16 protein-coding genes are annotated in these 17,255 nt (G+C 72.0%); 10 read left to right on the top strand and 6 right to left on the bottom strand.

The window, feature by feature from the left end; all coding sequences use genetic code 11:
- The first annotated feature begins 58 nt into the window (after positions 1–58).
- Both ABTX60_RS07870 and ABTX60_RS07865 read left to right on the top strand, forming a co-directional pair.
- Positions 59–874 (top strand): helix-turn-helix domain-containing protein, encoded by an 816-nt coding sequence (locus ABTX60_RS07870; protein ID WP_352096202.1) that lies wholly within the window; start codon positions 59–61, stop codon positions 872–874.
- A complete protein-coding gene (locus ABTX60_RS07865) occupies positions 871–1,071 on the top strand; it encodes a DUF397 domain-containing protein (RefSeq protein WP_352096201.1) in 201 nt (66 codons plus the stop codon). Before ABTX60_RS07870 ends, ABTX60_RS07865 begins: the two co-directional genes overlap by 4 nt.
- A gap of 3 nt (positions 1,072–1,074) precedes the next feature.
- Here ABTX60_RS07865 and ABTX60_RS07860 read toward each other — a convergent pair whose 3' ends face one another.
- Complete coding sequence (locus ABTX60_RS07860; protein WP_352096200.1) at positions 1,075–1,911, bottom strand: PhzF family phenazine biosynthesis protein; 837 nt, start codon at positions 1,909–1,911, stop codon at positions 1,075–1,077.
- Between the two features lie 172 nt (positions 1,912–2,083).
- Here ABTX60_RS07860 and ABTX60_RS07855 point away from each other — a divergent pair, with 172 nt between their 5' ends.
- Positions 2,084–2,611: an SgcJ/EcaC family oxidoreductase gene (locus tag ABTX60_RS07855; protein ID WP_352096199.1), complete on the top strand. Its 528-nt coding sequence runs from the start codon at positions 2,084–2,086 to the stop codon at positions 2,609–2,611.
- A gap of 6 nt (positions 2,612–2,617) precedes the next feature.
- Here the strand turns inward: ABTX60_RS07855 and ABTX60_RS07850 are convergent, their stop codons facing one another.
- Both ABTX60_RS07850 and ABTX60_RS07845 read right to left on the bottom strand, forming a co-directional pair.
- Positions 2,618–3,979, bottom strand: a complete 1,362-nt coding sequence (locus ABTX60_RS07850; protein ID WP_352096198.1) for a sensor histidine kinase — start codon at positions 3,977–3,979, stop codon at positions 2,618–2,620.
- Positions 3,976–4,680, bottom strand: a complete 705-nt coding sequence (locus tag ABTX60_RS07845) for a response regulator transcription factor (protein WP_352096197.1) — start codon at positions 4,678–4,680, stop codon at positions 3,976–3,978. The genes ABTX60_RS07850 and ABTX60_RS07845 overlap by 4 nt, the downstream gene beginning before the upstream one ends.
- A gap of 235 nt (positions 4,681–4,915) precedes the next feature.
- Between ABTX60_RS07845 and ABTX60_RS07840 the strand changes: the two genes are divergently transcribed.
- From ABTX60_RS07840 to ABTX60_RS07825, 4 genes are all read left to right on the top strand, one after another.
- Positions 4,916–6,190: an aspartate kinase gene (locus ABTX60_RS07840; protein WP_161369440.1), complete on the top strand. Its 1,275-nt coding sequence runs from the start codon at positions 4,916–4,918 to the stop codon at positions 6,188–6,190.
- Positions 6,190–7,284, top strand: a complete 1,095-nt coding sequence (locus ABTX60_RS07835; protein ID WP_352096196.1) for an aspartate-semialdehyde dehydrogenase — start codon at positions 6,190–6,192, stop codon at positions 7,282–7,284. Before ABTX60_RS07840 ends, ABTX60_RS07835 begins: the two co-directional genes overlap by 1 nt.
- A 445-nt stretch (positions 7,285–7,729) precedes the next feature.
- Complete coding sequence (locus ABTX60_RS07830) at positions 7,730–8,305, top strand: SigE family RNA polymerase sigma factor (RefSeq protein WP_352096195.1); 576 nt, start codon at positions 7,730–7,732, stop codon at positions 8,303–8,305.
- Positions 8,306–8,430: 125 nt separating this feature from the next.
- A complete protein-coding gene (locus ABTX60_RS07825) occupies positions 8,431–9,471 on the top strand; it encodes a hypothetical protein (RefSeq protein WP_502992296.1) in 1,041 nt (346 codons plus the stop codon).
- Positions 9,472–9,527: 56 nt separating this feature from the next.
- Here ABTX60_RS07825 and ABTX60_RS07820 read toward each other — a convergent pair whose 3' ends face one another.
- Positions 9,528–10,322: an SURF1 family protein gene (locus tag ABTX60_RS07820; RefSeq protein WP_352096193.1), complete on the bottom strand. Its 795-nt coding sequence runs from the start codon at positions 10,320–10,322 to the stop codon at positions 9,528–9,530.
- A 99-nt stretch (positions 10,323–10,421) separates the two neighbouring features.
- A complete protein-coding gene (locus ABTX60_RS07815; protein ID WP_352096192.1) occupies positions 10,422–11,246 on the bottom strand; it encodes a class I SAM-dependent methyltransferase in 825 nt (274 codons plus the stop codon).
- Between the two features lie 102 nt (positions 11,247–11,348).
- Here ABTX60_RS07815 and ABTX60_RS07810 point away from each other — a divergent pair, with 102 nt between their 5' ends.
- Positions 11,349–13,217, top strand: a complete 1,869-nt coding sequence (locus tag ABTX60_RS07810; RefSeq protein WP_352096191.1) for a S9 family peptidase — start codon at positions 11,349–11,351, stop codon at positions 13,215–13,217.
- A 102-nt stretch (positions 13,218–13,319) separates the two neighbouring features.
- Here ABTX60_RS07810 and ABTX60_RS07805 read toward each other — a convergent pair whose 3' ends face one another.
- Positions 13,320–15,212, bottom strand: a complete 1,893-nt coding sequence (locus tag ABTX60_RS07805; RefSeq protein ID WP_352096467.1) for a potassium channel family protein — start codon at positions 15,210–15,212, stop codon at positions 13,320–13,322.
- Between the two features lie 183 nt (positions 15,213–15,395).
- Here ABTX60_RS07805 and ABTX60_RS07800 point away from each other — a divergent pair, with 183 nt between their 5' ends.
- Together ABTX60_RS07800 and ABTX60_RS07795 are read left to right on the top strand one after the other, a co-directional pair.
- Positions 15,396–16,493, top strand: coding sequence for a permease (locus tag ABTX60_RS07800; RefSeq protein WP_502992290.1), 1,098 nt, complete (start codon positions 15,396–15,398; stop codon positions 16,491–16,493).
- Positions 16,490–17,197: a TIGR03943 family putative permease subunit gene (locus tag ABTX60_RS07795; protein ID WP_352096189.1), complete on the top strand. Its 708-nt coding sequence runs from the start codon at positions 16,490–16,492 to the stop codon at positions 17,195–17,197. The genes ABTX60_RS07800 and ABTX60_RS07795 overlap by 4 nt, the downstream gene beginning before the upstream one ends.
- Positions 17,198–17,255 lie beyond the last annotated feature (58 nt).

Raw genomic sequence — 17,255 nt, 5'->3', positions numbered from 1 at the left:
ACGGTCGGTAGCGACTGTGGTGGTACACACGCTGGTGTAACCGTCGGAGGTGGGCGCTGTGCCGGGCCAGTACAACTCCAATTCCCAGCCGCCGGTCGCCTGGCGCTACAGCGGCAACCAGCTGAAGCGCTGGCGCACCAAGGCAAACGTCAGCCGTGAGGAACTGGCCACCGCCGCCAACTACTCCCTGGACACGATCAAGTCCATGGAACAGGGCGTCCGCATGCCGACGCCCCGAGTTCTCGACGCGGCTGACGAGCTGTGCCGGGCGGAGGGCTTGCTGAGCGCGGCCAAGGAGTACCTGCAGAGGGAGAAGTTCCCGGCGCGGGCGCAGGACTTCATGGAGAGGGAGCGGGAGGCGATCAGTCTCTGGTGGTACGAGGCCATGTACATCCCCGGCTTGTTGCAGACCAAGCGCTACGCACAAACACTCATCGAGAACCATGTTCCGCCCCTGGACGCGGAGACGACGGAGGAACGGATCACCGCCCGCCTGGAACGGCAGGTGATCCTCACTGAACGGAAGCCGCCGGTGGCCCTCTGTTTCGTCATCTACGAGGCGGCACTGCGCAGTTCGCAGGTGGACGTGGAACAACTGCACCGCCTGCTGGAGGTCTCCCGGCTGAGGAACGTCGTGGTACAGGTCCTGCCTTTTGAAGGAGCCATCACCGCGGCACTTCTGGGACCCCTGGTGCTGCTGGAAACGCGTGATCACGAGCGTTTCGCCTACGCCGAAGGCCAGTTGGGGAGCGAAATGACGGCCGAACCAGGGGCTGTCAGCCGCGCCACGGAGCGGCTTAGCATGATCCGCGCGCAGGCTCTCAGTCCGGACGAGTCCGTGCGTTTCATCGAGCGGATGGTGGATCAGTCATGAGTGACCAACTGCGCTGGATCAAGTCGAGCCACAGCGACTCCGAGGGCGGCGCCTGCCTCGAAGTCGCCCGGTCCGCAGCGGTCCACATCCGCGACTCCAAGACCCCCGCAGGCCCTCAACTCCACGTCACCGCGCCTGCCTGGGCGGCGTTCGTCGCAGCGGTTCAGCCGTTGAGCCGTAGGCCACTGAACCGCTGAGGATCAGATCCGTACGGCCGTCCCCGTCACGCCGATGCCCGTGTCCGGTTCCGCCGGGACCGTCACGGTGATCGTGCCGGGGCGCCCCAGGTCCGCGCCCTGGTGAACCGTCAGGGTCGCAGGGATCGGTACCAGGCCGAACTCGCGCAGGTAGCCGCCGAACGCGGCCGCCGCCGCCCCCGTCGCCGGGTCCTCGACCACGCCGCCGGGCGGGAAAGGGTTGCGGGCGTGGAAGACGGTGGGGGACTCCCGCCAGACCAGGTCGATCGTGGTCCAGTCCCGGCGGGCCATGAGGGCGGTGAGCGCGGCCATGTCGTAGTCCAGGTCCGCCAGCCGCTCGCGGCTCGCGGCGGCGATGACCGGGTGCCAGGCCCCGGCGAAGGCCACCCGGGGCGGCAGCGCCGGGTCCAGGTCGCCGGCGGACCAGTCCAGGATCGCCAGCAACTCGGCGAGGTCGGCCTCATCGAGGGGGACCGTACGCGGGGCGACGCTCACCAGCGTCGCCACGAGGGTGCCGTCCGCCGTCCGGTCCGTGGTCACGGTGACCAGGCCCGCCGCGGTGCGCAGCAGCAGCCGCCCGGTGCCGTGCCGCTCCGCGTGCGCCACGGCCGTGGCGATCGTCGCGTGGCCGCAGAACGGCACCTCGGCGAGCGGGCTGAAGTACCGGACGTCCAGGGGGCCGTCGCCGGAGTCCACCACGAACGCGGTCTCCGAGTAGCCGACTTCGGCCGCCGTCGCCAGCATCGCCGCGTCGTCGGCGCCGCTCGCGTCGAGCACCACCCCCGCGGGGTTGCCGCCCTCGGGATCCGTGCTGAACGCCACGTAGCGCAATGTCTCCATGCCCCGACCGTATCCGCCAAGGCCCGCTCACGCCGGGTGATTTGGAGGGGCCTTGTACGTCCCCTGTACGCGGGCTGCACGGGCCCTAACCGGTGGGACGCGAGGCTGGAGTCACTTCCACCGCGGAGGACGCGGAAGGAAGCAGACTCCCCTCGATCCCACTGGAGATGTCATGGACCGCCGCCCCGCCCGCCGGCACATAGCCGTAGCCGCCACCGTCACCGCAGTCCTGGCCGCCGGCACCTTCGCCCTCGGGACCGGGGCCGCCGGAGCGGACGCGCGGAGCAAGGGGAAGGAGCACGCCAAGCCGGTGACCAAGGCGCAGGTGCTCGGGCTGTTCGACGACTGGAACGCCGCCCTGCAGACCGGCGATCCGAAGAAGGTCGCCGACCTGTACGCCAAGGACGCGGTCCTGCTGCCGACCGTTTCCAACCAGGTCCGCACCGACAGAGCCGGGATCGTCGACTACTTCGAGCACTTCCTGCGGAACAAGCCGCACGGGACGAAGGTCGAGTCCGTCGTCAACGTCCTCGACCGCGACACCGTCATCGACACCGGCGTCTACGAGTTCGCGCTCACCGACCACGAGACCGGCGGGAAGAGCACCGTCAAGGCCCGCTACACCTACGCCTACGAGAAGCAGCCGAACGGCAGGTGGCTGATCGTGAACCACCACTCCTCGAAGATGCCGCAGGGCTGAGCCGGCTCAGCCGCCGCCCCGGTGGGACGCCCGTAGCGTGATCGTCACGCACAGGCCGCCGCCGCCCGGCACGTCCGTCAGCGCGACCGTCCCGCCGTCGTCCGTCACCAGCTGTCGGACGACGGCGAGACCGAGGCCGGAGCCGGACTTCCCGGTCAGGCCCTGGCCGCGCCAGAACCGGTCGAAGGCGCGGGACTTCTCGGCGTCCGACATGCCGGGACCCTCGTCCAGGACCCGGACCTCCACGACATCGCCCCGGGGCTCCACCCGCACGGTGATCGTCCCGCCGTCGGGCGAGACCTCCAAGGCGTTGGAGAGCACGTTGTCCAGCATCTGGTCCAGATGACCGGGACTGGACAGCACGGACGGCCGGCCGTCGGTACTCCCCCCGAGCGCGATGGTGACACCGCGCTCGTCGGCGGCCGGCCTCCACACGGCGAGCCGCTCCCGCACGATGTCCAGCAGCGGGAGCGGCTCGGCCGCCGTCACCCTCGCCTCGGCCCGGGCCAGCACCAGCAGCCCGCTGACCAGCCGGGTCATCCGGACGACCTCCGCCGTCGCCTGCTCCACGTCCTCCCGCACGAACTCGTCGTCCACGCCGTCGGCGATGTTGTCCAGGGACAGCCGCAACGCCGTGAGCGGGGTGCGCAGTTGGTGGGAGGCGTCCGCGACGAAGATGCGCTGGGCCGCGATGAGCGTGTCCAGGCGTTCGGCGCCCTGGTTGAGGGTGCGCGCCAGGGTCTGGGTCTCGGGCGGGCCCGTCACGGGGGAGCGGGCGGTCAGGTCGCCGTCGCTGAACTTGCTGGCCATGTCGTTGAGCTGGCGCAGCGGCCGGGTGAGGCGCCGGGCCACGGCGACGCCGAGCAGGGCGGCCACGCCCAGGACGAGTACGGCGAGGACCGCCCGGAAGCCCCAGATCTGCCACAGCCGGCTGGTCATCTCGCCGGTCGAGTACACGATGCGTACGGCGCCGACGACCCGGTCGGTGCCGGCCGCCCGGGCGGGCACGGTGATCACCAGCTCGGGGCCCCAGATGAAGGAGGAGCCCCAGTCCGTCGTGGGGGTGCCGTCCTTCAGGGCACTGGCCAGGGCCGCGTCCGGGGTGGGCCGCGGCAGGTCCGCGGGGCAGTTCGCCGTGCGGGTCACCTGGATCTCGTCGTCGTAGGCCGTGGCCATCTCCTCCAGGGCCCGGCAGGAGGCGGCGCGGCCGTCGCCGAGCAGCAGGGCCATGGCGTCGGCCTCACGCGTGACGGCCGACCTGGTGTCGTCGCGCAGCTGATCCGTGAGCGTGAACGCCACCGGCACGGTGAACAGCGCGATGGCGACCGCGACGAGCAGGACGTAGCTGCGGACGAGCTGACGGATCATGAGGCGGCGCCGTCTCCGCCCGCGTCCTTCGCGATCTCCAGCCGGAAGCCGACCCCGCGCACCGCCTCGACGGTTATCGCCCCGGCGAGCTTGCGTCGCAGCGCCGCCACGTGCACGTCCAGTGTCTTCGTCGGGCCGAACCAGTTCGCGTCCCAGACCGCTTCCATGATCTGCTCGCGCGACATCAGCGCCCCGGGCTCCTCGGTGAGGAAGGCCAGCAGGTCGTACTCCTTGGGCGCGAGGGCGACCTCCTCGCCGTCCAGGCGCACCCGGGCGGCCTTGCGGTCGATCGTCAGGCGGGTGCCGTAGCGGTCGGGGCCGGGGTCGGGCGTCCCCGCGGGGGTGCGGGGCCGGGTGCGGCGCATGACCGCCCTGATCCGCGCGATGACCTCCCGGACGCCGAACGGCTTGGAGACGTAGTCGTCCGCGCCGAGCTCGAGGCCGACCACCCGGTCCGTCTCGTCGCTGCGGGCGCTGATCACGATGATCGGGACGTCGCCCCGCTCGCGCAGCGCCCTGCAGACGTCCAGGCCGTCGGTGTCGGGCAGGCCGAGGTCCAGCAGGACGACGTCGCAGGGGCCCTCGTGCCGCAGGGCCGCCTCGCCCGTGGTGACCCACTCCACCTCGAAGCCGTAGCGCTTGAGGCCACGGCGCAGGGACTCGGCGACCGGCTCATCGTCTTCCACCAGGAGTACGCGCACAGCCGAACCCTAGTGCTTGAAAGTTGCGCGACCGGGACCGCGGGCTCGTGCGATTGTGACGCCGGGCACTTTTCCGAGTGGTGGGTGCCCAGATGGGCATGAGCGACTCTGGACGGGCGGCCCGAGATCTCACCATGCGATATCGCGGAGGGGTTTTTCGGACGCTCGTTAGACTGAGCCGACCGCGGTACGAATGCGTATGAGCGGATAGAGACGGATTGAGCGAGGAGCGCACGTGGGCCTTGTCGTGCAGAAGTACGGAGGCTCCTCCGTAGCCGATGCCGAGGGCATCAAGCGCGTCGCCAAGCGGATCGTGGAAGCGAAGCAGAACGGCAACCAGGTGGTTGCCGTGGTTTCCGCGATGGGCGACACGACGGACGAGCTGATCGATCTCGCCGAGCAGGTTTCCCCGATGCCTGCCGGGCGCGAGCTCGACATGCTGCTGACCGCCGGAGAGCGGATCTCCATGGCCCTGCTGGCCATGGCGATCAAAAAGCTGGGCCACGAGGCCCAGTCGTTCACCGGCAGCCAGGCGGGTGTCATCACCGACTCGGTCCACAACAAGGCCCGGATCATCGACGTCACGCCGGGCCGGATCAAGACCTCGGTGGACGAGGGCAACATCGCGATCGTGGCCGGTTTCCAGGGCGTCAGCCAGGACACCAAGGACATCACCACGCTCGGTCGCGGCGGCTCCGACACCACCGCGGTGGCCCTCGCCGCCGCCCTGGACGCCGACGTCTGCGAGATCTACACCGACGTCGACGGCGTGTTCACCGCCGACCCGCGCGTGGTGAAGAAGGCCCGGAAGATCGACTGGATCTCCTTCGAGGACATGCTCGAACTGGCCGCCTCCGGGTCCAAGGTGCTGCTCCACCGCTGTGTGGAGTACGCCCGCCGGTACAACATCCCGATCCACGTCCGGTCCAGCTTCAGCGGACTTCAGGGCACATGGGTCAGCAGCGAGCCGAAGCAAGGAGCAAAGCAGGTGGAGCAGGCTCTCATCTCCGGTGTCGCGCACGACACCTCCGAGGCCAAGGTCACGGTCGTCGGCGTGCCGGACAAGCCGGGCGAGGCGGCCTCGATCTTCCGCACGATCGCCGACGCCGAGATCAACATCGACATGGTCGTGCAGAACGTGTCCGCCGCCTCCACGGGCCTGACGGACATCTCCTTCACGCTGCCGAAGACCGAGGGCCGCAAGGCCATCGACGCGCTGGAGAAGAACAAGGCCGGCATCGGCTTCGACTCCCTGCGCTACGACGACCAGATCGGCAAGATCTCCCTCGTCGGCGCCGGCATGAAGACCAACCCGGGCGTCACGGCCGACTTCTTCACGGCCCTGTCCGACGCGGGCGTGAACATCGAGCTGATCTCGACCTCCGAGATCCGCATCTCGGTCGTCACCCGCGCCGACGACGTACCCGAGGCCGTCCGCGCCGTGCACTCGGCGTTCGGGCTCGACTCCGACAGCGACGAGGCCGTCGTCTACGGAGGCACCGGCCGCTGATGGCCGCATTCCGACAGGACGCCCGGACCGGACGGTCCGGGCGTCCGACGCTTGCCGTGGTGGGTGCGACCGGAGCCGTCGGCACGGTCATGCTGCGGATCCTGTCCCAGCGGGCCGACGTCTGGGGCGAGATCCGATTGATCGCCTCCCCGCGCTCGGCGGGCCGCAAACTGACCGTGCGCGGCGAGGAGACCGAGGTCGTCGCGCTCGCCGAGGAGGCCTTCGACGGGGTCGACGTCGCCATGTTCGACGTCCCCGACGACATCGCCGAGCGGTGGGCGCCCGTCGCCGCCGCCAAGGGCGCGGTCGTCGTCGACAACTCCGGTGTGTTCCGGATGGACCCGGACGTGCCGCTCGTGGTGCCCGAGGTCAACCCGCACGCCGTGCGGATGCGCCCGCGCGGGATCATCGCCAACCCCAGCTGCACGACGCTCTCCATGATCGTGGCCCTGGGCGCGCTGCACGCCGAGTTCGGGCTGCGCGAGCTGGTCGCCTCCTCGTACCAGGCCGTCAGCGGCGCCGGCCGCGCCGGTGTGGAGACCCTGCGCCGGCAGCTGTCCCTGGTCGCGGGCACGGAGCTCGGCGTGCACCCCGGCGACGTACGCCGGGCCGTCGGCGACGACACCGGGCCCTTCCCCGAGCCGGTCGCGCTGAACGTCGTGCCCTGGACCGGTACGGCGTGCGAGGACGGCTGGTCGTCCGAGGAGCTGAAGGTGCGGAACGAGGCCCGCAAGATCCTCGGTCTGCCCGGCCTTCCCGTGGCCGTCACCTGTGTCCGGGTGCCGGTGATCACCACGCACTCGGTGACCGTGCACGCCCGCTTCGAGGGCGAGGTCACCGTCGACAAGGCCCGCGAGATCCTCGCCACGGCGCCCGGCGTCGTGCTGTTCGACAACCCGGCGGCCGGGGAGTTCCCGACCCCCGCCGACGTGGTCGGCACCGACCCCACCTGGGTCGGCCGGGTCCGGCGGGCGCTGGACGACCCCACGGCGCTCGAACTGTTCGTGTGCGGGGACAACCTGCGCAAAGGCTCCGCGCTCAACACCGCCCAGATCGCCGAGCTGGTCGCGGCCGATGTCAGAGGTGGTTTGTAGGATCTGTGGACGACATGTGAGCCGATCGATGATCCGGACCACTTGTCCGTGGCGCTTCGGCATCAGAGGATTTACCTCCCCGCTCTCCGCAACCGCGCGAAGGGCGGGGAGCGTCTTTGCGGTCGCCCTTCGACCGTGGGAGCGCTTACAGGCGTGGGGACGCCTGGAACCGGGCGTGGGGACGTCCGTTCACATTTGGATATAAGGGAAGAGCGGGACGCATGAGGGCCATGAACGCACCATCGACTGTGCTGCCTGACGCGGGTAGACCGGCAACGGCGACGGTCGGCGTGAAAGTGATGCCCGGCACGTACAACCCTCACGGGGGTCAGCGTGTCCAACAGGCGTGGCAGAGGTACTCGACTTCAGCGCGGCGCGCGGCACGGTCCTTCGACCGCCCCGCCCAGCGGCTCTCCGACCCCGCATGGCCGGTACGCCCGGTGGCATGCCGGTGATCGCGCCCGTGCCCGCAGCGCGGCCGGCCCGCATACCCAATCAGCGTGACGGCGCAGAGGACGGCGTGGCGGCCGGAACCACCGTCGACCACCTCACCGAGACCTACCGGGCGCACTACCGCTCGCTGCTGGGTCTCGCCGCCCTCCTCCTCGACGACACCGCCTCCTGCGAGGACGTCGTCCAGGAGGCGTTCATCCGTGTCCACTCCGCCCGCAAGCGCGTCCGGGACCCCGAGAAGACCCTGGCGTACCTGCGCCAGACCGTCGTCAATCTCTCGCGCTCCGCGCTGCGCCGCCGCATACTCGGCCTGAAGCTGCTGTCGAAGCCCATGCCCGACATGGCCAGCGCCGAGGAAGGCGCTTACGACCAGCTGGAGCGCGACTCCCTCATCAAGGCGATGAAGGGGCTGCAGCGCCGCCAACGCGAGGTGCTGGTGCTGCGCTACTTCGCGGACATGACCGAGGCGCAGGTCGCCGAGGCGCTCGGCATATCCCTTGGCTCCGTCAAGGCCTACGGATCGCGCGGTATCGCTGCGCTCCGGCTGGCCATGGAGGCGTCGGCATGAGGGGTGGCGACGGCACGGGCGGCAACGGGCGCGAGGGCCCCGAGCCCGTCGAGCGCCTGGCCGAGTGGCAGGTGCCGACACGGCACGGACAAGATCCGAAGCAATCGCACGCTGGGAACGGAACTGTGAACCACGGCCCCGACGACCAGAGCCTCGACGGGCTCGACTCGGACGAGCTGGACCTGCGCTCGATGCTGCACCACGTGGTGCAGGAGGTGGAACCGCGCGACGGCACCCTGGACTACTTGCGCAAGGCGGTACCGCAGCGGCGGGCCCGCAAGCGGCAGGCCGTCGTCGGCATGGCGGCCGCCGCGCTCTTCATCGGCACGGCCGTCCCCGCCCTCGTGCACGTCTCCAACGCCACCGGCTCCGAGGCCAACCCCGCCGCCATCGGCCACACCTCACAGGCCCAGGGCGGCGCGAGCCAGGGCAAGGGCCCGGACGGCGGCGAGAGCACCGCGGGCGGCTCCTCCGGCAAGGCCGAGGGCAAGCAGAAGGGCGAGAAGAAGGAGAAGGACAAGGGCAAGGGATCCGGCGGCGCCTCCACCGGCGCCTCCCAGGGCGCCGACCCCTCCTCCACCGTCGCCGCCGGCGTCCCGGCGTGCACCGCCGCCCAGCTCGGCCCCGCCTCCGGAAGCAGCAACGCCCCCGACTCCACGGGCGCGGTCTCCGGCTCCTTCCGTGTCGTCAACGTCTCCGGCGCGGCCTGCACCGTCACCGGCCCCGGCTCCGTCAACGCGCTGCCGCAGGGCGCGGCCGACGCCGGCAAGGTCGGTTCGGCCCGGCACACCGCCGGCGACGCGGCGGCCGGTCTGCTGCCCGACCCGTCCCTGGAGGCCGCTCAGCTGGTGCTCCAGCCGGGCATCGGCTACGACGTGAAGTTCGCCTGGGTCCCCTCCGAGACCTGCCCCACTCCCGGCGGCAGTGTCGGCGGCCCCGACCCCAGCCCGGACCCGACGCCGTCGGAGGACCCGACGACCACGGCCGGCACCTCCACCGGCGGCGACACGGGCACGGCCCCCCAGCTCGTCAGGGAGGACGGCACGGTCGACGGCAGCGTGGCAGTGTCGTACACCCCGGGCACGGGCTCGGGCGGGACCTCGGTCACGGTGTCCAACGCGTGCGCGGGCACGGTGTACTGGACGGGCGTGCTGGCGGGAGCGTAGGCGGGGCACGGCCCGGCAGGGGCTGCGGACCCACCCCTCGCGGCCGAAGGCGCCACTCACTTCACGGCGGCGTCCACGGTGACGGGCTCCTCGTCCGCGACCAGACCCAGCTCCGCGTCCCGCGCGAACTCGACCTCGCGCCGCAGCAACCGGAACCACATGAAGATCACGAACCCCACGAAGGCGAACCACTCGGCGGTGTAACCCAGGTTCTGGAACGCCTTCAGGTCCAGACCCGAGTCCGGCGGCGCGGCGGCCGGCACCGCCGTCATCCCGGCGTCGCCCTTCGACAGGGTGACCCACGCGTCGTACACGTCGTACGGCACCAGGTTCACCAGGGACGCCGCGCTGATCGCCGCGGTCTGCCCATCCGGCAGGCCGCCCTGCGCACTGACCCCGTTGTCGCCGGGCGTCTCCGACGCCTGCAGGGCCCCGGTGATCGTGACCTCACCGGACGGCGGGGCGGGGGCCTTCGCCGTGGCGGCGGCTCCGGGGAGCCATCCGCGCACCACCGGCAGCGCCTCCCCCGAGTCGGTCCGCAGCAGCGTCAGCACGTAGAAGCCCTGCTTGCCGTCGAGCTCCCGCCCGGGCACCAGCAGCTGCTTGCCGTACCGCCCGCTCGCGGTGACCAGCTTCCCGGAGGTCGCCTTGTCCACCGGCAGCATGTCCTTCAGGGGCCGGGGCGCCTCGTGCCGGGCCTCGGAGACCTGCTCGGTCGCGGTGCGATGGTCCTGCACACGGTCCTCGAACCGGCTCAGCTGCCAGGACCCCATGAAGATGCAGAAGGGGATGGACAACAGCACGAAGACGTTGATCCCCCACCATCGGGGCGTCAGCAGAAACCGGTACACACCCCCACGGTACGGGGGTGTCGGGCGGCCCCGGCCCGCGGGGTCGGCAACGGAGCGGGCCCGCCGGCCGGTTCCGGACGGCCGTGAACCTCCCCGCGGTCAGCCCTTGCGCGCCCGGATCGAGTACATCAGCGGAATCCGCGGCCGGCCCTCGGGGAAGCGGAAGCAGCCGTCCCGCCGCTGGAGGTTCCCGAACCGGCGGAACAGCGACACGTCGTGCTCGTGCAGGAACTCGATCCGCAGACCCGCCGCCGCGAGCGCCGAGACGACCTCGCCGACCGGATGCTGCCACTCCACCCGCCGGCCGTGGGCGAACTCCGCACCCTCGGCCGCGTACGACCCCGCGCTCTCCTCGATCCAGGCGTCGCGGGCGAAGTAGTCGTGCACGATCCGCGAACCGGTCTCGTCGTCGAGGACGTCGGTGAGCGGGTGGAACTCGGCCAGGTAGAGGAACCCGCCGGGCGCCACCAGCGACGCGGCGGTCCGCGCCCAGCGCCCGATGTCGGGCAGCCAGCACAGCGCGCCGCCGCCGGTGTACACGATGTCGTACGACGGCTCCGGGACCGCGGCCGCCGCGTCGTACACGTCCGCCGCCACGAACGCCGCCCGGTCCGGGCCGAGACCCAGGTCCTGCGCGAGACCGCGGGCCGATTCGACAGCCGGTTTGGAGAAGTCCAGGCCGACGACGCGGGCCGCGCCGTGCCGGGCCCAGGACAGGGTGTCGAGGCCGATGTGGCACTGCAGATGCAGCAGAGAGCGGTTGCCGACCTCGCCCACCTCGGCGAGCTCGAAGTCGCGCAGGGGGTCCTGACCGGCCCGGAAGGCGTCCAGGTCGTAGAAATCACCGGCGACGTGCAGCGGGACCCGCTCGTCCCAGTGGGCGCGGTTGGCCTCGTTCCAGTCGGCGGGGGTGGGGGAGTACATGGGCGGGACTCCTGGCCTGCTCGGAGGGGGGACCGGTGGAGGTTATCCACAGGCTGGGGACCTCGCGAGCGAATTGTCGGCCGGGGCGGGCAGTATGGGGCCATGACTGAGAGCAACGGGTCCGGAGCACGCGACCGGCGGGACCAGCACGAGCAAGCGGTACAGGCGGGGCGGCAGGAGCGGATGCCGGACTGGGAGAAGCGCTTTCGGGCACCGCGGGTCTCCCTGCCCGACTGGGCGGAGGACGCGCCGGACCGCTCCCTGTTCGTCTCGAACGCGACCGGGACGTACGAGCTGTACGCCTGGGACCGGGCGACGGGCGAGCAGCGCCAGGTGACGGACCGGCCGAACGGCACGACGGACGGCGTGCTGTCCCCGGACGGAGCGTGGATCTGGTGGTTCGACGACAAGGACGGCGACGAGTTCGGCGTGTGGCGCCGCCAGCCCTTCGAGGGCGGCGCGGACGAACCGGCCGCAGCCGGACTGGGCCCCTCCTACCCGGCGGGCCTCGCCCTCGGCCGCGACGGGCGGACGGCGGTCGTCGGCCGCTCCACCGACGAGGACGGCACGACCATCCACCTCGTCCGCACCAGCGAGGACCCGATGGAGATCTACCGCCACCGTGAGTCGGCCGGCGTCGGCGACCTCTCCCACGACGGCTCGCTCATCGCCGTCGAGCACACCGAGCACGGCGACGCGATGCACTCCGCGCTGCGCGTCCTGCGGCCCGACGGCACTGCGGTCGCCGACCTCGACGACACCGAGGGCGGCACCCGCGAGCTGGGCCTGGAGGTCCTCGGCTTCGCCCCCGTCGACGGCGACACCCGCCTGCTCATCGGCCACCAGCGCCGCGGCCGCTGGGAGCCCCTGGTGTGGGACGTGGCCACCGGCGAGGAGACGGACCTGGCGCTGGAGCTGCCGGGCGACGTGAGCGCCGAGTGGTATCCGGACGGCAGCGGCCTGCTCATCGCCCACAGCTTCGAGGCCCGCAGCGAGCTGTTCCGCTACGACCTGTCCGGCCGCGCCCTCACGGAGATCCCGACCCCGCCGGGCACGGTCTCGGGCGCGACGGCCCGGCCCGACGGCAACGTGGAGTACCTGTGGTCCTCGGCGGCCGAGCCGTCGGCGGTCCGCTCCACGGCGGGCGGTGTGGTGCTCGACCCGCCCGGCATGAAGTCGCCCGGCTCGGTGCCGGTGGAGGACGTGTGGGTGGAGGGTCCGGGCGGCCGCATCCACGCCCTCGTCCAGAAGCCGGCGGGCAGCACCGGCCCGCTCCCCACGGTCTTCGACATCCACGGCGGCCCCACCTGGCACGACAGCGACTCCTTCGCGGCCGGCCCCGCGGCCTGGGTGGACCACGGCTACGCGGTGATCCGTGTCAACTACCGCGGCTCCACGGGCTACGGCCGTGCCTGGACGGACGCCCTGAAGCACCGTGTCGGCCTCATCGAACTGGAGGACATCGCCGCCGTCCGCGAATGGGCCGTCGGCTCCGGAATCGCCGACCCCGAGCGCCTCGTCCTCACCGGCGGATCCTGGGGCGGCTACCTCACCCTCCTCGGCCTCGGCGTCCAGCCCGACGCGTGGACCCTCGGCATCGCGGCGGTGCCCGTCGCCGACTACGTCACGGCGTACCACGACGAGATGGAAGCGCTGAAGGCGATGGACCGCACGCTCCTGGGCGGCACCCCCGAGGAGGTCCCCGACCGCTTCGAGGCGTCGTCCCCCCTCACCTACGTCGACCGGGTCAAGGCGCCGGTCTACATCTCGGCCGGCGTCAACGACCCACGCTGCCCGATCCGGCAGATCGAGAACTACGTCAAGCGGCTGGAGGCGCGGGGCGCGGTGCACGAGGTGTACCGCTACGACGCCGGGCACGGGTCGCTGGTGGTGGACGAACGGATCAAGCAGGTGCGGCTGGAGCTGGAATTCGCGGAGCGGCACCTGAAGGGGGTGTCGGGCGCCCGGTAGCCCGGGGGGTGTTCTTCGGCGGCTGCGGGTGGGTCGTGGCTGATCGCGCAGTTCCCCGCGCCCCTTCGGGCGCTTCGCGCCCTCGGGGCGTTCGGCGTCCCGTCACGCTCCCGCCCGCTCCCGCCGTCTGCGTCCCAGCAGCTCCGCGAGCCCCCGGCGGGTCGCCGCCAGCACCACCCGGTCCCCGGGCCCCAGCACATACGTAGGAGGCAGATCCCACACCAGCCCCGAAGCCGGCATGCGCTCCTCCCCCGGGGGCTCGGCCTCTCCCCGACGGCCCCCGGGAGGTGACGCGTTGAGCGCCAGCACCCGCCAGGCCCCGGCCCGGAACGCCTCGCCGACCGTCCGCCCCTCCAGCTGTGGATGCCCGGCCACATCCACCTCCGCGAACAGCAGCACCCGCCGCTCCACCGGGATAGCCCCGAGGATCTGCCGCCCCATCATCGCCCCGGCGAACGCCGGTGCGGCCAGATGCGACACACTCCGGCTCCGCGTCAGGGCGAACGGGTGCGCGGCCCGCAGCGTCCGGTACACGGCCGTCGCGAAGTCGTCGTCGTACAGCCGCAGCACGACCCTCAGGTCGGGCCGTACGGACCGCGCGTACAGCGACGCCTCCAGATTCGTCGTGTCCGCGCTGGTCAGGGCCAGCAGCGCATGGGCGCGGTGGATCTTCGCGGCCTCCAGCACGCCCTCCTGCGTGACGTCGCCGAGCACCACCGGTACCCGCAGCCGCCGCGCCGTGGCCAGACCCCGCGCGTCCGGATCGGACTCCACGCACACCACGGGGATGTTCAGTTCCCGCAGCCGCGTCAGCACGCGCGTCCCGATCTTGCCGAGCCCGAGCAGCACGACGTGCCCGCCGAGCCCCCGGGGCGGCTTGCGCAGCGCGGAGGCGCTGCGGAACGTGCCGAGTGCTTCCAGCACCGCCGCCAGCAGCACCGGCAGCAACAGCAACCCCACCAGGCCGGACAGCAGTTGCAGCACCTGCCGGGCGGTCGACTGGTGGAGCGCGGGATCGTTGATGCCGAAGAGATCGAGCAGCGTGATGTACGTGGCGTACAGCGGATGTTCGTCGGCCACGACCATCAGCCCGACGGCGAGCGCCAGCACACAGCCCACCAGCCCGGCCAGCGACCACCGCAGCCGCCGCGAGAACAGTGAGGCGAACGGCGGCACACCGCCCCGGCCCGCGGGCAGGGAGGGCCCCGAGTACGACACCTGCTCCAGGACGACGGTCCCGCGCCCGGTCGCCGACGCCACCGCCGCCTCGTCCGGCAGCAGGTGCGGCCCGTGCTCCCCGCTGCCCTCGGAACCGTCCGCGCCGGCCGGGTCGTTGCTCGTCGCGGACAGCAGCGCCAGGGTGCACAGCCCCGGGTCGGCCACCTCGCCCGGCCGTGGCGGCTGCCGTTCCACCGCCCGCAGCACGAGCCCTTCCGTCTGGACGACCTTGCTGGTGCCGGCGAGAGCGGTGGCGGCCAGCGCGGGCGCGGCCGTGTCGGCGTCGGACAGCACGGTCGTCGACGCGTCGAGGCCCGCTCCCTGACCGCCCCCGGCGGCGACGGCGGCGGTCTGGTCCAGCAGTTCCTCGATGTGCTGCCCCAGCCGCCGGTTGTAGAGCCGCAGTACGAGGCGGATGCGGGGGTTGAGCCGGCGGGCCGTGAGCGCGGCGCGGATGTTGGTCTCGTCGTCGTCGAAGACGAGCGCCAGCGCGGCCGCCCGGTCGGCGCCCACCTCGGTGAGCACCGCCTCGGTGATCTCCGGTGCCTCCACGACCTGTTCGTTCGCGGCCGGTTCGCCGCTCGCGCCGGTCCGGTTGACGGCCGCGTTCACGACCCGGTCCAGCAGCGCGGCCGAGGCGGCCCGGGCCCGTCCGACCACGGGCTGCCGCACCCGTCGCCCGGAGGGCGGCACGACCAGCGTGACCTGCTCGGCGTAGACGCCGCGGAGTTCGGCGGCCAGCCGGTGCGCGAGGCCGTCGTCACCGCACACGATCATGTGCGTGGCCGGATCACTCGGCTGACCTTGGTTCGGAACGCTCGCCACGAGGAGAAGACTGCCTCACCGGGCCGACCGGTTCCAGACGGAGAGGCCGTGGCGTGAACGCCCGGCCGTCGCCGCCCGTACGCAAGGGGAGGGAATGGGGCAATGCCCTCGCGCACCACCGGAGGTACCGGGCCCGTGGCCATCACGAACAGAGCCCCGCAGGACAGCGACGAGCGCGGCGACGCCGGGGAGGACCGGGGCGAAGAGACGGGACCGGGCGAGGAGACGGGACCCGGCAAGGAGGCAGGCCCGGGCAAGGAGCCGGGCCCCGGCCAGGAAGAGGCCCGGCGGCTCAACTCGCCGCTCCTGCTGACCCTTCTGCTGCTCACGGCGGTGATGTTCCAGGACCCGATCCGCGGAGCCCTGGCCGCACCCGTGATGCAGAGCTGGATGACGGTGTTCGTCGCGGTCATGGTCCAGGCGCTGCCGTTCCTGGTGCTCGGGGTGCTGCTGTCGGCGGCCATCGCGGTGTTCGTGCCGCCGTCGTTCTTCGCCCGCGCCCTGCCGAAGCACCCGGCCCTCGCCGTGCCGGTCGCGGGCGCGGCGGGCGCGGTGCTGCCGGGCTGCGAGTGCGCGTCGGTGCCGGTGGCCGGCGCTCTGGTCCGCCGCGGGGTCACACCGGCGGCGGCCCTGGCCTTCCTCCTCTCGGCGCCCGCCATCAACCCCATCGTGCTGACGGCGACGGCCGTGGCGTTCCCCGGCAACCCGGAGATGGTCCTGGCCCGTTTCGCCGCGAGTCTGCTCGTGGCCTGCTCGATGGGCTGGCTCTGGCACCGCCTCGGCCGCACGGACTGGCTCCGTCCCCCGGCCCGTGCGTCGTACGAGGGACAGAGCAAGGGCGCGGCCTTCTGGGGCTCGGTCCGCCACGACGTGACGCACGCCGGCGGTTTCCTGGTGATCGGCGCGATGGCCGCGGCGACCCTGAAGGCGGTGGTCCCGGCGGACTGGCTGGGCGTCGCGGCCGGACACCCCCTGCTGTCGGTCCTGTTCCTGGCGGCCCTGGCCGTCCTGCTCTCCATCTGCTCGGAGGCGGACGCGTTCGTGGCGGCGTCGCTGACCCAGTTCTCCCTGACGGCCCGTCTCACGTTCCTGGTCGTCGGCCCGATGATCGACCTGAAGCTCTTCGCGATGCAGGCGGGCACCTTCGGCCGCGCCTTCGCCCTGCGCTTCGCCCCCGCGACCTTCGCCCTGGCCGTCGTCGTGTCGGCCCTGACCGGATCGGTCCTGCTGTGAACCGCCTGGCCCAGACGGCCCTCCTCTTCCTGCTCGGCGCGACCCTCCTGCACGCCGGCACGACCGACCTCTACCTGCGGTACGTCAAGGAGGGTCTGCGCCCCCTGGTCCTCCTCGCGGGTGCGGTCCTGATCGCCACGGCGGCGGCCACCCTCTGGTACGACCGCCGCAACGCCCCCACGCACGACCACCACCGAGAGCCCCGCGTCTCCTGGCTCCTGACGCTCCCGGTCCTCGCCCTGATCCTGGTCGCCCCGCCGGCCCTGGGCTCCTACAGCGCGGCGCACACCGGTACGGCCCTGACGAAACCCTTCGGCTTCCCGGCCCTTCCCACCGGCGACGCACCCCTGCGTCTGGCCGTGGCGGACTACGCCGGCCGCGCGATCTACGACGACGGCCGGGCCCTCCGCCACCGCGAGCTGAAGATCACCGGCTTCGTCACCCTGGACCGCAAGGGCGCCCCCTACCTGGTCCGCATGGGTCTCAACTGCTGTGCCGCCGACGCCCAGCCGGTCAAGATCGCCCTCACCGGCAACACCCCACCGGTCCTGCGGCCGGACACCTGGCTGGAGATCACGGGCACCTACACCCCCCGCCGGACCAAGGACCCGGTCAACGACGGCCCCATCCCCTACCTCGAGGTGACGACGTCGCGGCCGGTCCCCACTCCGCACGACCCGTACGACGAGACGTGGAATTCCTGAACTACGGTGTGGGGCAGTCCTTTTGGGGTACCCGGAGAAGACCGCTGATCAGCGAGGG

The organism is Streptomyces sp. NPDC126510 (genome assembly GCF_040302345.1).
GTDB lineage: Bacteria > Actinomycetota > Actinomycetes > Streptomycetales > Streptomycetaceae > Streptomyces.
This window is presented reverse-complemented; position numbering and strand designations above follow the sequence as displayed.

What these genes read in the sequence shown, in the direction of transcription:
- ABTX60_RS07810 (WP_352096191.1), top strand. Translation starts at nt 11,349, where the DNA reads ATGACTGAGAGCAACGGGTCCGGAGCACGCGACCGGCGGGACCAGCAC.
- ABTX60_RS07860 (WP_352096200.1), bottom strand. Translation starts at nt 1,911, where the DNA reads ATGGAGACATTGCGCTACGTGGCGTTCAGCACGGATCCCGAGGGCGGC.
- ABTX60_RS07835 (WP_352096196.1), top strand. Translation starts at nt 6,190, where the DNA reads ATGGCCGCATTCCGACAGGACGCCCGGACCGGACGGTCCGGGCGTCCG.
- ABTX60_RS07865 (WP_352096201.1), top strand. Translation starts at nt 871, where the DNA reads ATGAGTGACCAACTGCGCTGGATCAAGTCGAGCCACAGCGACTCCGAG.
- ABTX60_RS07815 (WP_352096192.1), bottom strand. Translation starts at nt 11,246, where the DNA reads ATGTACTCCCCCACCCCCGCCGACTGGAACGAGGCCAACCGCGCCCAC.
- ABTX60_RS07850 (WP_352096198.1), bottom strand. Translation starts at nt 3,979, where the DNA reads ATGATCCGTCAGCTCGTCCGCAGCTACGTCCTGCTCGTCGCGGTCGCC.
- ABTX60_RS07855 (WP_352096199.1), top strand. Translation starts at nt 2,084, where the DNA reads ATGGACCGCCGCCCCGCCCGCCGGCACATAGCCGTAGCCGCCACCGTC.
- ABTX60_RS07830 (WP_352096195.1), top strand. Translation starts at nt 7,730, where the DNA reads ATGCCGGTGATCGCGCCCGTGCCCGCAGCGCGGCCGGCCCGCATACCC.
- ABTX60_RS07805 (WP_352096467.1), bottom strand. Translation starts at nt 15,212, where the DNA reads ATGATCGTGTGCGGTGACGACGGCCTCGCGCACCGGCTGGCCGCCGAA.